Source organism: Pseudomonas sp. 44 R 15 (genome assembly GCF_900004965.1).
Taxonomy (GTDB): domain Bacteria; phylum Pseudomonadota; class Gammaproteobacteria; order Pseudomonadales; family Pseudomonadaceae; genus Aquipseudomonas; species Aquipseudomonas orientalis_A.
On sequence record NZ_CVTU01000054.1, the window covers coordinates 91,018 to 103,524 of the forward strand.

The 12,507-nt window shown below is 61.0% G+C and carries 13 protein-coding genes; 8 read left to right on the forward strand and 5 right to left on the reverse strand.

Annotated features, from left to right (window positions below; all coding sequences use genetic code 11):
- Positions 1 to 591: 591 nt before the first annotated feature.
- On the forward strand, positions 592 to 984 hold the full coding sequence (locus BFP93_RS06680) for a DUF4398 domain-containing protein (RefSeq protein WP_065892514.1): 393 nt from the start codon (positions 592 to 594) through the stop codon (positions 982 to 984).
- Positions 985 to 996: 12 nt separating this feature from the next.
- Positions 997 to 1,770: an OmpA family protein gene (locus BFP93_RS06685; RefSeq protein WP_065892515.1), complete on the forward strand. Its 774-nt coding sequence runs from the start codon at positions 997 to 999 to the stop codon at positions 1,768 to 1,770.
- A 24-nt stretch (positions 1,771 to 1,794) separates the two neighbouring features.
- Here the strand turns inward: BFP93_RS06685 and BFP93_RS06690 are convergent, their stop codons facing one another.
- The 4 genes from BFP93_RS06690 to BFP93_RS06705 form a co-directional block, all read right to left on the reverse strand.
- Entirely contained in the window at positions 1,795 to 2,631 is an 837-nt protein-coding gene (locus BFP93_RS06690) for a 5'-nucleotidase, lipoprotein e(P4) family (RefSeq protein WP_065892516.1), read from the reverse strand.
- A 111-nt stretch (positions 2,632 to 2,742) separates the two neighbouring features.
- Complete coding sequence (locus BFP93_RS06695; protein ID WP_065892517.1) at positions 2,743 to 3,957, reverse strand: DUF1835 domain-containing protein; 1,215 nt, start codon at positions 3,955 to 3,957, stop codon at positions 2,743 to 2,745.
- 152 nt (positions 3,958 to 4,109) lie between these two features.
- The gene (locus tag BFP93_RS06700; protein WP_083205616.1) at positions 4,110 to 4,352 is read right to left on the reverse strand and encodes a hypothetical protein; all 243 of its coding nucleotides are present in this window, start codon (positions 4,350 to 4,352) and stop codon (positions 4,110 to 4,112) included.
- Between the two features lie 68 nt (positions 4,353 to 4,420).
- Positions 4,421 to 5,497, reverse strand: coding sequence for an aldo/keto reductase (locus tag BFP93_RS06705; protein ID WP_065892518.1), 1,077 nt, complete (start codon positions 5,495 to 5,497; stop codon positions 4,421 to 4,423).
- A 457-nt stretch (positions 5,498 to 5,954) separates the two neighbouring features.
- Between BFP93_RS06705 and BFP93_RS06710 the strand changes: the two genes are divergently transcribed.
- From BFP93_RS06710 to BFP93_RS06735, 6 genes are all read left to right on the forward strand, one after another.
- Positions 5,955 to 6,872, forward strand: coding sequence for a DMT family transporter (locus tag BFP93_RS06710; protein ID WP_065892519.1), 918 nt, complete (start codon positions 5,955 to 5,957; stop codon positions 6,870 to 6,872).
- Complete coding sequence (locus BFP93_RS06715; protein WP_065892520.1) at positions 6,869 to 8,116, forward strand: ATP-grasp domain-containing protein; 1,248 nt, start codon at positions 6,869 to 6,871, stop codon at positions 8,114 to 8,116. The genes BFP93_RS06710 and BFP93_RS06715 overlap by 4 nt, the downstream gene beginning before the upstream one ends.
- Before the next feature lie 142 nt (positions 8,117 to 8,258).
- A complete protein-coding gene (locus BFP93_RS06720) occupies positions 8,259 to 8,885 on the forward strand; it encodes a glutathione S-transferase family protein (protein ID WP_065892521.1) in 627 nt (208 codons plus the stop codon).
- Between the two features lie 17 nt (positions 8,886 to 8,902).
- A complete protein-coding gene (locus BFP93_RS06725; RefSeq protein WP_065892522.1) occupies positions 8,903 to 9,823 on the forward strand; it encodes a LysR family transcriptional regulator in 921 nt (306 codons plus the stop codon).
- A complete protein-coding gene (locus tag BFP93_RS06730) occupies positions 9,823 to 10,707 on the forward strand; it encodes a LysR family transcriptional regulator (RefSeq protein WP_065892523.1) in 885 nt (294 codons plus the stop codon). The genes BFP93_RS06725 and BFP93_RS06730 overlap by 1 nt, the downstream gene beginning before the upstream one ends.
- A gap of 79 nt (positions 10,708 to 10,786) precedes the next feature.
- Positions 10,787 to 11,719, forward strand: a complete 933-nt coding sequence (locus BFP93_RS06735) for a pyridoxamine 5'-phosphate oxidase family protein (RefSeq protein ID WP_065892524.1) — start codon at positions 10,787 to 10,789, stop codon at positions 11,717 to 11,719.
- Positions 11,720 to 11,792: 73 nt separating this feature from the next.
- Here BFP93_RS06735 and BFP93_RS06740 read toward each other — a convergent pair whose 3' ends face one another.
- Positions 11,793 to 12,068, reverse strand: a complete 276-nt coding sequence (locus BFP93_RS06740; RefSeq protein WP_065892525.1) for a DUF6124 family protein — start codon at positions 12,066 to 12,068, stop codon at positions 11,793 to 11,795.
- Positions 12,069 to 12,507 lie beyond the last annotated feature (439 nt).

Genomic DNA, 12,507 nt, shown 5'->3' on the forward strand with positions numbered 1-12,507 from the left:
TCAGTCACTGATGCACTCACTGACCGGGCCTCATCGGGGGCAAGCCCCCTCCCACATAAAAGCGGTTAGCCACGGATTCAAGCCTGCATTCGGCCGCGGCCTTGGAGCTGACCGATTTCTTGTGTCGAGCCCGATCCAAATGTGGGAGGGGGCTTGCCCCCGATGGCAGTGTGTCAGTCACTGATGTCCCCACTGACCGGGCCTCATCGGGGGCAAGCCCCTCCCACATAAAAGCGGTTAGCCACGGATTCAAGCCTGCGTTCGGCCGCGGCCTTGGAGCTGACCGATTTCTTGTGTCGAGCCCGATCCAAATGTGGGAGGGGGCTTGCCCCCGATGGCAGTGTGTCAGTCACTGATGCACTCACTGACTGCCCGTGCAGGTGGTGGCATTGCCATTGCCCGGAGCGGTGTGAGCGCAGGGCAGACTGCCACCCTTTCTCTGAGAAAACCCCTACAGGTATCTGGGAGTTTTCATTCTTCTCGCCCGTGTTTTTCCTCCTAGGATGGCGCCATCGCTTGACCACAAGCGAGACGGCAACGGGCCTGGCTATCAGGCCCTGCAGCCATACGAATAGGCTTAGGAGTCAAAACATGAGGATCACCCGTGTGAGCAAACGCCTGCGCCGCTCGGCCTGGGCGGTGATCGTTGCGGCAACATTGGCAGGCTGCGCCACGCCGCTGCCACCGACGGAAAAAATCTCCCTGGCCCGCGACTCGGTGGGACGTGCGCTGGCGGCACAAGCCACGCAGTTCGCACCGCTGGAGATGAAGACCGCTCAGGACAAACTGGCCCGTATGGAGCAAGCCATCGGCGAAAAACGCTACGTGGAGGTGGACGCGCTGGCCGAGCAGATCGAGGTGGACGCCAACCTGGCCGAAACCAAGGCCAACACGGTGCGCAAACAGCAGGTCTTGCAGCAGGCACGCGAGGGCATCCAGGTGCTCAAGCAGGAAATGCTCAACGCCCCCGCGACTACCCACTGAGGATTTTCCCCCATGCGTGCCACTTACTTCATTCCCGTTCTGTCCGCCCTGGCGCTGGCCGTGGCCGGCTGCGCCACGCCGCCGGAAAACGCGCAACTGCTGCAAGCGCGCAGCCAGTTTTCCAGCTTGCAGCAAAAGCCTGAGTCCAACACCCTGGCTGCGGTCGAGACGCGCATCGCCTCCAATGCGCTGGACCGCGCCAACCAGGTCTCGCTGCATGACCGCACCGACCCGCAGATCGACCAGTTGGCGTACCTGGCGTCGCAGCGAATCGCGGTGGCCGAACAGACCATCGCCGGTCGCAAAATCGATGCCCGGCTCGACAACATCGCGGTCGACCGCACCCAGGTGCAGCTCGACGTCAGGACCGCGCAGCTCAAGGCCTTGCAGGCCATGAAGGCGCAGCCGTCGGAGCGCGGCCAGGTGATTACCTTTGGCGATGTGCTGTTCGATACCGCCAAGGCCGACCTGAAGCCGGGCAGCCAGCGCGACCTCCAGGGCCTGGCGAATTTTCTGTTGCAGAACCCTGAGCGCCAGCTTCGCGTAGAAGGCTTTACCGACAGCACCGGTGGCGACGCTTTCAACCAGACCTTGTCCGAGCGTCGCGCCCAAGCCGTGGCGCGCGGCCTGGAGCGGTTCGGCGTGGGCCGCGAGCGCATCACCGTGGTGGGCTACGGCAAGCAGTACCCGGTGGCCGATAACTTCAGCGCGTCGTCGCGCCAGTTGAACCGCCGTGTGGAAGTGATCGTGTCCAACGACGGCGCAGCGGTCAGCGCACGCCGCTGAGCCGGACGGGAGTAGCGCGCGCCGTTACTCCTGCAGCTGCAACGCCTGCTGCTTGAGCCTGCGCTTTTGCTCGAACGGCAGCTTCTCATTATCCCCATAGGGCGCGCTGTACCAGTTGCCATAGGAAGGGTTGGGCAGCAGGAACCAGCGCTGCCCCAGCCAGTTCACATAGGGTTGGACCGCTTTGCGCTGGGCCGCCAGCGTGTTGTGCTCGGCCTGCACGAAGTCGCCCAGGGAATCACCGGCCATCAACAGCACCCGCGCATGGCTGGCCACCCATTGGCGACGACAGTTCTTGCCATAGCCGGCGCTTTCGCAGTGGCCGGTAGGCGTGCCGGCCGCCAGGATCTGGTCATCGCTCTCAATCGGAAAACCGCGCAGGAGCAGGTTTCTGGCCGTGGCCGCAACCTGGCTGTGTTCGCGGTTGGTGAGGTAATAGACCTTGATGCCTTTTTGCCGTGCCGCCTGCAGGAACGCCACCGAACCGGGCAGCGCCTGGGCCTTGGCCTGGTCGACCCAGGTGTTCCAGCGGTCATAGGAATAGACCTGGTTGTTCAGAATGTCGCGGGCATTGAGCGGCACATTGTCCAACAGGGTTTCGTCGATATCCACCACCACGGCCGGCGGCAGGCCGGTCAGATCTCGCGCAGGAAAGGGCAGCGCGTCCCAGCCGGGATCGGCCAGGGCGACATCCAGTTGACGGGTGGCGCTGGCGAAGAGCTGACGGTAGATCAGCTCGTGCTCGATGGAGGTCTGGGTCCAGAGCACGGCGTCCAGTTGGTCGTTGGCCGGTGGGGTGTGCTGGCAGCCGGTCAAGGTGATGGATAACAGGCAGGCGCCGGCAACAATCAGGTTACGCATGATGGGTTCTCGCAAGTGGAAGCGGTCGCAGGCGGCCCTTGCAATCGAAGGGCTTCAACGCCTGCATGTGTACAGGATCATCGCCTGATCAGCAAAGGAACGGGCGCAAGCCTATTCCCTTGCGCTTCGCCAAACAGGCTGAGCCTCCCCGTCTACCGTCCAATGAGCCCGACCCGGTTCAATACAGACCCCGCCTACCCAGCGCGCATGTGAACTGTGGTCAGGCCAATAGGCGTTTGCGTCGAGCACTTCAAGGCCGAGCGGCGTCAGCGCCAATTCCCGGCGAGGCCACTCCAGATGCGTCTCGGTTTCCACCAGCAGCGGCTGGTCGCCATCGATCAACGGTCGCAACAGCGCATGAAACATCATGTCGCCCAAGAACGGCAGCGGTTCGCGCCTGGCCATCAGTTCGGCAAATACCCGGCCAAATTGCACCGGCCCGGCTTCGGCGATATAGCCCAGGGCCAGGCGTTCGGTCAGGGACAAGCCATCCCGGGTGCCGGGTAATTCCTGCAGTTGGCGCAGCAGCGCCGGCGCGAGCAAGGGCAGGGCACAGTGCTTGCCGTGAGCCAGTTCGGCCCAGCGCACGGGTGAGGGGTCGCAATATGCCCCCCACGCCTGTTTGGCCAGTTGCATCGCTGCCTCATCCACCAGGCGCCGCTGGGGCCACAGCCAGGCGAGTACATCGGGCGCCAATTGGCCGATGCCGATAAACCGCTCCACACCGGGAATGCGGTCGACTTCGATCAGTTCAAGTTTGGGCGGTAGGCGCTCCAGACCCGCCAGTGCGCGTATCAGAAACAGCTGGTCATAGGCATCCGCTTCGCACCACAACACGCTGTGCTGCGCCGTTGCCAGGTGTTCAAGCCGGGCATATTCGTCGGCCAGTCGCCGCGCCACCTCGGTTTCATTCAAACCGAACGCGTGGCTGATGAACGCGCCACGCAGGGGTTGGTAGTCATCGCCGGGCAGGTCGCGCACCGGGCCCATGCATAACGGGTCGGTGAGCATCTGGAATTGCCCTGTGAACCCCGCCACCTGCAGGCTGTGAGCGATGTCGTTGCCACAGCGCCAATGGGTGGTGCGAGCTTCGTCGCTGGCGATAAAGTCGGGGTGGCGTGTGGCGAAGTCCAGGGCGTCGACATGGGCCTTGAGCTTGGGCCAACTGCTGAAGCCCAATCCTCTGGCTATCTGCCATTGGGCCTGGGACAAGGTAGCGTTGGGGTCCTCGCGCTTGAGGTGCGGCAACAGTTCCTTGGCGCGCTTGCGCTGCTGCTCAAGGTTGAGGCGGCCGTTGGTAGTGGAAGCAACAGGGCGTTGTGACATACGAGCTCCTTGTACAAACCTTTTCCGCTTTAAGGTTGGGAGTCGTAGAAATGAGGTCGAGCTAAGATGTCTTGGGCGCAGCCCTTTCCGCGGAAGGTGGCGTAGAGAGCGCCAGGCGGGAAATATAGGCAGTGTGGCGGCCGATTGCAAACTCAGACCGGTTCTTCGGGCCTGCGATCAATCCAGTGAGTCTTGATGCCCTTGGCCCAGGCCACCGTGTAGAAACAGCTCAGCAGCACAATGCCCCATTGCTCGGCATTGATCGACGACCAGAACCAGAACGGCTGCCCGGCCATGCCGAACAGGCAGGCGTAGCGGCGCACCTTGAGGCGTTTTCTTTGGCTGAACCAGATAGCGACGACGCCGAGGGCGGCGATCATGAGCTGCGCGATCAAAGCGATTTCCCTTACCAAAGGTGAGAGGGCGCAAGCCTCTCCCACCGGTTGAGCTGTTGCGTGCAGGGCTATTTGTCCTTGCGCGCATCCATGGTTTTTTGATGCTCGGCAAGGAATGGCTGTTCCGCCGGATCGAAGCGATCGATCCCCGCAGTAAAGCGATGCCAGTACGGGTACAGCGGCTGCCGACGCGTCACGGCCTCGATGCGTGAGGATTGTTCCTCGGTCAGTTTCAACTCGGTCGCCGCAAGGTTGTCGCGCAGATGCTCTTCGGTGCGGGCGCCGACAATCAGCGAGGTGATCCCCGGGCGATCCTTGAGCCACGCCAGGCAGGTGCGCGCCACCGACACACCGTGCTCGTCGCCCACGGCGGCCAGGGTTTCGATGATATCCAGCGCCCGCTCCTGGTCATGCACGTAGGGTTCCGGCCAGCCGCTGCCCTGGCGGGTATTGGCCGGTGGTTTATGCCCGCGCCGGGTCGAGCCGGTCAGCAGGCCTTCACCCATCGGTCCCCACACCAGCGTGCCGATATTCTGGTCCAACGCCATAGGCAGCAGCTCGTACTCGGCCTCGCGGGATTCGGGGGTGTAGTAGATCTGCTGGGTGATCGGCTTGAGCATGCCGTGCAACTCGGCCTTGCCCAAGGCCTTCATCATTTGCCAGGCGGTGAAATTGCTGGTGCCGAAGTAGCGGATCTTGCCCGAGCCCACCAACAGGCGCAGCGCTTCAAGGGTTTCTTCGATGGGCGTCAGACCGTCCCAGTTGTGCAGTTGGTACAAGTCGATATGGTCGGTGCCCAGGCGCTTCAAACTGGCTTCACAGGCGCGAATCAGGTGGTAGCGCGACGAGCCGGAATTGTTCGGGTTCTCGTCCACCGGGCTGCGGCCCTTGGTCGCCAGCAAGATGTCGTTGCGCTTGTCGCCCAGGGCTTTGCCGACCACTTCCTCGGCCAGGCCATGGGAGTACAGGTCGGCGGTGTCGATCATATTCACCCCGGCGTCGAACGCGATATCGAACATGCGCCTGGCCTGGGGCACGTCCACCGCGCCGCATTTCTCGAACTCGGCACGACCGCCAAACGGCACGGTACCCAGGATGATTTCCGAGACCAGCAGGCCGGAATGGCCCAGTTGTCGGTATTGCATGTTGCCTCCTACATTGCGTTGCACGTGAAGGTGTGAACGATGGGAGGGGCGATAGTTTGAATTTTTTTATCCAGCCTTCCTGTGCCTGCCGCGCCATTGCCGTCACAGAGGCACCTCATCCGCCAGCGCACGGGCAGAAATTCGCGCGTTTATGTGCTTGGACGAACTCACCTGAATTGGCTGAAATTGCTCCTGTAAGTTAAAGGCTTGTAGGAAAGTTCTTGTTTTTATGTGTTAGTTATTTAACTTCCACGTAGTTCCAGTGAGTGTTGACGGAAAGTTCCTACGTATATTTCCTGGATTGATAAGTTGGCGTTTTGGCTGTTGCTACCTATCCGTTTTGCTAGCTATTATTTTTTCACATGATTTGCTAGCGTCTAAGACTACGGCGAACGGTGCAGAGGCTTGAGTATGAAAGATATTGAATGAGGACAATCGACAACGCGTGGGTGGCTAAATGTTAATACAGCGGACAGGAATAATCATCGGCTTGGTATTTTGCTTGATTAGCGCAGCGTTCGACGTTTACGTTGCGTTGATCACACAGTCGATCAGTACGCTGAACGTTGTCTTCTATTGTTTCATGACGTCGGCCTGTTTTTTTGGTGCCTGGGCGCTCTATCGAAATAGGCGCTCACTGTTTTCGAAACTAAGCGCTCAATGGCGATTAGTCGTTATCGTCAATCTGGCGGTACTGCTCAATTGGGGCGGGTTGTTCTACGCACTGCGCTATCTGGAACCTGCGGTAGTCGGCGTAGCGTCGGTAGCCTGTGGGCCCGCGCTGACGTTGATTATTTCGTTGTTCAACAAACGTGGCGTCAAGGTCGCTCTTGCGGACGCGCTGGTTTCATGGCTCGTGCTCGTCTCGGTGGCGGTCATGTTGTTCAATTCCTTTGTGGGGGACAGCGGCGTCGTGACTACCACCGATGGCCAGCGAGTGCTGGGTATCGCCAGCGTGTTGGCGTGCGCATTGGGCACGGTCATGTACACGGTTTTTTCCAAGGAGATGTTCGCTCGTCAATGGACCGTATACGAAATTCTGGGTATCAGAAACATCGCGATGGTTGGCGTTTGTGCCGTTGCAATTCCTGCCACGGGAGGCAGTTTCATACTCGAACGTGAGTGGGTTCCGCCTTTGGTGGTGCTGGTGGTGTTAGGGCATTTGCTGCCCATTTACCTGATCCAGAAAACTATCTATTACCTCACGCCTATTCACGTTTCGCTGGTATTGCTGACGCTTCCTGTATTCGTTCTGTTGCTCCAGTACTTGGATGCGAGGGTTGAATTCTCCGTCGCCAGCGTCGCCGCGGTGATTGTGATTGTTTTGCTGCTGCTGGGTAGATCGCTGCATGCCTTGAAAAGGGAGGCGTTATGAGAGTGGTGATGGTCGATGGGTTTTCATCCGGGAAATTCCTGGCCAAGCAATTAAAAGATGAAGGTTGTGTACTGGTGCATGTGGCCTCATCCGATACGTTGGACAGCTACTATTACAAAGGTTTTGACTGTGCGCTCTATGAGCGGATGATCGTCAATCGCGACGTTGAAATGACCTTGGCGCAACTCCAGCGTTTCAAACCGCAGTTCATTCTTGCAGGTGCAGAAACGGGTGTGTTGCTGGCTGACCGGTTGAACGAGCAATTGCAACTGCCTTATCGCAATCGCTTCGATAAAACCAACGCACGTCGAAACAAGTACGAAATGATTCAGTGCATAACCCAGGCGCAACTGCCTGCGGCGCGGCAGTTCATTGCTGACGGCTGGGAGCCTGTTCAACACTGGATCGATGAGCACGGACGCTTCCCTGTGGTCATCAAGCCGCTTGAAAGCGCAGGCGCCGATGGTGTGTTCATCTGTGAAGATATGTACGCCTGCAAGGCTGCTGTCGAGCGTTTGCTGGGGACGACCAACAAGTTGAATATTCCCAACACGCAGGTGCTGATTCAGGAGTACCTGGCGGGGAGGGAGTATGTGGTCAATATGGTCTCACTCAACGGCCGACAGCTTGTCACCGAGGTCGTACGTTACCGAAAACAGCGAACGGCGAGCGGCGGCATTCTCTACGATATTGACGAACTGATTGGGCCTGACACGCCGGTTTATTCAATTCTTGTCGACTACACGCGAGCCGTGGTGCGGTGCCTGGGCATTCGAAACGGTCCCAGCCATGCAGAGGTCATGCTCACCGAAGACGGACCGAAACTGGTGGAAATCGCTGCTCGCACTGACGGCATTCTTCGACCCGGGGTTTCAAAGCTGACCACTGGCCTGGGTCAGATCGATGCTGTGGTTCTATCCCTTATGCAACCTGCGGCATTTGAGCAGCGTTCAGCGGGTGAAGTGGGTTACCAGCGTCTGCAACATACCTACAATGTCTGCTTGATCAACCGCTCGGAAGGCTATTTCGAAAAGGACGTATTTTTGAGGGAACTGCTCAAACTTGAGTCGTTCTTCGAGGCTGTGTTTTACGTTGAGAACGGCCAGCGCATAGACGTGACTCAGGATGTGTTCAGCCAACCCGGCACGGTGTATCTGGTACACCCCGACCCGGCAGTGATCGAGGCGGATTACCGCAGCATTCGCACACTTGAGTTGCAGGGCGCTTATCTGGCTGCCAGGTAGCGGCATAGAGTGGGGAGTGAGTTACTGTTTCATTTTATGAAATGCTGGATTGTGAAATCTGGCCATTCCATTGACGGTTGGCACATAAGAACATTGCAGCCATCGACACGAATACTCGGTCGACCACGCCCTGGAGTTCGTCATGCCTGCGATCAAACTGTACGGTTTCCCCCTGTCCGGCCACTCCCACCGGGTCGAACTGATGCTGTCCCTGCTGGGCCTGCCCATGGAATTTATCCTGGTGGACCTCAAGCAGGGCGCCCACAAAACACCCGAATTCCTCGCCTCCTTCAACCGCTTCGGCCAGGTGCCGGTGATTGACGACGGCGGCACGGTGCTGGCCGACTCCAACGCGATCCTGATGTACCTCGCCAACACCTATGGCAACGGCCAGTGGCTGCCCGCTGATCCGGTCGGGCAGGCACGTGTGCAGCGTTGGCTCTCGGCGGCGGCCGGTCAATTGTATGCCGGGCCTGCCACGGCGCGCCTGGCTACGGTGTTTGGCGCCCAGGTGGACACGGCCGTTGCGATCAACCACGCTCACGCCCTATTGAACGTGGTGGAGCAGCAATTGGGCGAGAGCCGCTTTCTGGCCGGTGACTTGCCGAGCGTTGCCGATATCGCCTTCTACACCTACGTGGCCCATGCACCGGAGGGCAACGTGTCGCTGGCCGACTATCCTCAGGTGCGCGCCTGGCTCGCCAGCATCGAAGCATTGCCGGGTTTCGTCGCTATGCCGCGCACGGTGGTGGGGCTGCAATCAGCGTAATACTCAAAGGGGTGTCGATGGACCGTTTTCATGAAATACAGGTGTTCGTCGCGGTGGCCGAAGAGGCAGGTTTTGCCGCCGCCGCGCGGCGTCTGAACACCTCGCCACCCAGCGTGACCCGGGCGATTGCCGCCATGGAACAACGCATCGGCACCCAGTTGCTGGCGCGCACCACCCGCAGCCTGCACCTGACCGAAGCCGGCCAGCGTTACCTGGAAGACTGCCGGCGTATCCTTGCCGAGCTGAGCGAGGCGGAGGAAGCGGCAGCGGGCAGTTATTCGATCCCCTGCGGGCAACTGAACCTGACCGCCCCGGTGCTGTTCGGCGAGCTGTTCGTGGCGCCCGCGCTGGGGGAGTATCTGGACCGTTTTCCCCAGGTGAACATCAATGCGCTGCTGGTCGACCGCGTCGTCAATATGAATGACGAAGGTGTCGACGTGGCCGTGCGCATCGGTCATCTGCCCGAGCCGGGGCAGCAGGCGATCGAAGTGGGCGAAGTGCGCCGGGTCGTGTGCGCGTCGCCCGCTTACCTGGCGCGGCATGGGCGACCCCTGCGGCCCGAACAGTTGCACGAAGCGAAGATCGTCGCCTCATCCGCCAGCCAGCGCGTGCATGAATGGGCCTTCGTCGACGACGGCCTGCCGCTGACGGTGCCGATCGAACCGCGCCTGGCGGTCACTGCAAACAATGCCGCAGTCGCCCTGGCGCGGCTGGGGTGGGGCATGACCCGGGTGCTGTCCTATCAGGTCGCGGCAGCGGTGGCGGCGGGTGAGCTGGAGATTGTCCTGCAGGATTTCGAGCCGGCCGCGCTGCCGATCCGGGTGGTGTTCCAGAACAACGGGCGGGTGCCGGCCAAGGTCAGCACATTCGTTGATTTTCTGGCCGAGCGCCTGGGGCATGACATGGCCCTGAAACCGATGAAAAAGCCGCGCGGCTGATGGAGCGCTATCGCGATATGCAGTTGTTCGCGGCGCTGGCCGGGCAACCGAGCCTGGCGGCGGCGGCGCGCTTGGCGCACGTCTCGGGCCCGACCCTGGTGCGCGCGCTTGCGCGTCTGGAAGCGCGTTTGCGGGTGAGGTTGTTACAGCGCAGCACCCGTGGGGTCAGCCTCACCGACGCCGGCACTGCCTACATGGCCGACTGCGTGCGCTTGCTCGCGGCGGTGGAGGTGGCCGAAGCGTCGGCCAAGGGCTTGCATAGCCAGGCCCAGGGCAATCTGCGCGTATTCATGCCGTTGCTGTTCAGCCGCTATGTGATGGCGCCGGTACTGGCCGCGTACATGGAGCGCTACCCGCTGGTGCGCCTGGTCGCCCACTACCACGACTACTACCCGAACCTGCATGAGGAAGGGCTGGACGTGGCGGTGCTGGTGGGCGAGTTGCCCAGCTCGTCGTTGATCGCGCGACCGGTGGGGCATGTGCGGCATGTCCTCTGCGCCAGTCCCGGCTACCTGGCCGCCCACGGCGAACCGCTGCACCCCGACGCACTCAGGCAGCACCATCTGATCGCCGATGCCGACCCGGTGCAGTGGGACTTCGCGCACTCTCAGCTCAAGGCCCGCGCACGCCTGCGCTGCGCCACGGTGCAAGGTGCGATCAATGCGGCCGTGCAGGGCGCGGGGCTGGTGCGGTGCTTGAACTATCCGGTGCACGAGCACCTGGCAAGTGGCCGGCTGCGTCGCGTATTGCCAGGCTTTGAGCCGCCTGCGGTGCCGGTGCAGGTGGTCTATCGCGAAGGTCGCCATGCATCGATGCGCGTGCGCAGTTTTGTCGATGAGTGTGTAACGGCATTGCGCGGCCACCCGGCATTTCAGCTGGCGTAATAGTGGATTGCCTGGGCTGGTCATTCTCTCGGCGTAAGCCTAGGCGCAGCATCCAGCTATCCAACGAGAGGCGGCCGTCATGAACTCAATCGAGCAATCCCCCTGGCATGCCGGCGAACGGCAACTGCAAGCCAGTGCCGGCGCGGCCGAGCGCATGGCCGTGATCGGCCCGAAGGTGATACGCGATCATCTGCCCGAGCAGCATCGCGATTTCTATCCCTTGCTGCCGTACCTGGTGCTGGGCGCGGTGGATGAACAGGGCACCCCGTGGGCGACGATGCTCGAAGGCGCGCCCGGGTTCGCGCATTCACCTGACCCTTACCGGTTGCAGATCGACAGCCTGCCCTGCAACAGCGATCCGGCGCGCGCGGGAATCACGGCGGGCGCAGCCGTTGGCGTGCTTGGTATCGACCTGAACACCCGCCGGCGCAATCGCATGAATGGTCGCATTGGCGCAGTGGATCACGAAGGCTTCGCGGTCGACGTGGTGCACAGTTTCGGTAACTGCCCCAAATATATCCAGCTGCGCCCGGTCGACACGATTGCGCGCAAACCCGCCAACGTGGCCGAGCGCAGCGACAGCCTGGATGGCGCCGATCAGCACATGATCCGCAACGCCGACACCTTCTTCGTCGCCAGCTATGTCGACCTGCACGGCGAGCGTTCGGTGGACGTCTCTCATCGGGGCGGGAACACTGGATTCGTGCGGGTGCAGGGCAATGTGCTGACCATCCCCGATTTTGCCGGCAACCTGTTCTTCAACACACTGGGCAACCTGCAAGCCAATCCGGTGGCGGGGTTGTTGTTCATCGATTTCGAGTCGGGGGATGTGCTGCACGTGGCGGGGCGTACCTCGCTGATCCTCAGCGGGCCGCAGGTGGCCGAGTTCGAGGGGGCGCAGCGGTTGTGGACGGTGACCGTGGAACAGGTGATCCGGCGTCCGGCGGCCTTGGCATTGCGTTGGCAGTTCGCGGAGTTTTCACCCTATAGCCTGGCGATGGGAATCGGGTAGCCAGGCGCGGTCGCAGATCCGATGTGGGAGCTGTCACAGCCTCGCTGAAGCTCGGCAGCTCCCACGTTCCGGATCAGGCGACCGGGCATTCCCGATTCAGCGCATCGTCCACCAGCAGTTTCGCTATTTCGATCATCTGCACCACGGCCAATACATGATTGCGACTGGCGCCATCCACGTGTTCGGCGCAGTCATATGCGCAGACAGTCGCTGACTCCAGCATTTCGCTGGCATTGCTCAAGGCGGCTTCAGTGCTGAGGCCGGGCCGGATGGAGAAGATGACATCGGGGGGTAATTGCAGGTTGTCATCCGAGGGGGATGGCGGGGGGTTGGGCGTGACTTTTTTCATACGTTTGCTCCTGGAGTTTAAAGGAGCCGCCACAATCACTTCCACATGATGGGTGGCGACTGTACGCAGGTGTGGAAGACCGGACTCCAGGACCCCGGCGCACCCGAAGGTGCCCCGCGCACAGCCGCCATAACATTTTATAGCGGGCATGAAAAAAGCGCCCGCTAAGGCTATGGGCGCTTATACGCCTGGAGAGTTCGGGCTTCCACACCCGTTCGCTGATTTTGCAGCGACTCGCGAAGGTTAGCGGCGGGGTTCATCGGACGCAACCCGAAAGTTGCGTAAGAGCGGTCCGACAAGCGTGATGCGTCTCCCGCTTGCTGAATACCCTTGGCGGCGGAGCACGCTGTTCAGTTAAGCGTACATCGCCCTCTGTAGGAGCGAGCTTGCTCGCGAAAAACGTCAACGATAACGCGTGTTTCCTGATTGAACGCGGCGC

What these genes read in the sequence shown, in the direction of transcription:
- BFP93_RS06680 (WP_065892514.1), top strand. Translation starts at nt 592, where the DNA reads ATGAGGATCACCCGTGTGAGCAAACGCCTGCGCCGCTCGGCCTGGGCG.
- BFP93_RS06685 (WP_065892515.1), top strand. Translation starts at nt 997, where the DNA reads ATGCGTGCCACTTACTTCATTCCCGTTCTGTCCGCCCTGGCGCTGGCC.
- BFP93_RS06690 (WP_065892516.1), bottom strand. Translation starts at nt 2,631, where the DNA reads ATGCGTAACCTGATTGTTGCCGGCGCCTGCCTGTTATCCATCACCTTG.
- BFP93_RS06695 (WP_065892517.1), bottom strand. Translation starts at nt 3,957, where the DNA reads ATGTCACAACGCCCTGTTGCTTCCACTACCAACGGCCGCCTCAACCTT.
- BFP93_RS06705 (WP_065892518.1), bottom strand. Translation starts at nt 5,497, where the DNA reads ATGCAATACCGACAACTGGGCCATTCCGGCCTGCTGGTCTCGGAAATC.
- BFP93_RS06710 (WP_065892519.1), top strand. Translation starts at nt 5,955, where the DNA reads ATGTTAATACAGCGGACAGGAATAATCATCGGCTTGGTATTTTGCTTG.
- BFP93_RS06715 (WP_065892520.1), top strand. Translation starts at nt 6,869, where the DNA reads ATGAGAGTGGTGATGGTCGATGGGTTTTCATCCGGGAAATTCCTGGCC.
- BFP93_RS06720 (WP_065892521.1), top strand. Translation starts at nt 8,259, where the DNA reads ATGCCTGCGATCAAACTGTACGGTTTCCCCCTGTCCGGCCACTCCCAC.
- BFP93_RS06725 (WP_065892522.1), top strand. Translation starts at nt 8,903, where the DNA reads ATGGACCGTTTTCATGAAATACAGGTGTTCGTCGCGGTGGCCGAAGAG.
- BFP93_RS06730 (WP_065892523.1), top strand. Translation starts at nt 9,823, where the DNA reads ATGGAGCGCTATCGCGATATGCAGTTGTTCGCGGCGCTGGCCGGGCAA.
- BFP93_RS06735 (WP_065892524.1), top strand. Translation starts at nt 10,787, where the DNA reads ATGAACTCAATCGAGCAATCCCCCTGGCATGCCGGCGAACGGCAACTG.
- BFP93_RS06740 (WP_065892525.1), bottom strand. Translation starts at nt 12,068, where the DNA reads ATGAAAAAAGTCACGCCCAACCCCCCGCCATCCCCCTCGGATGACAAC.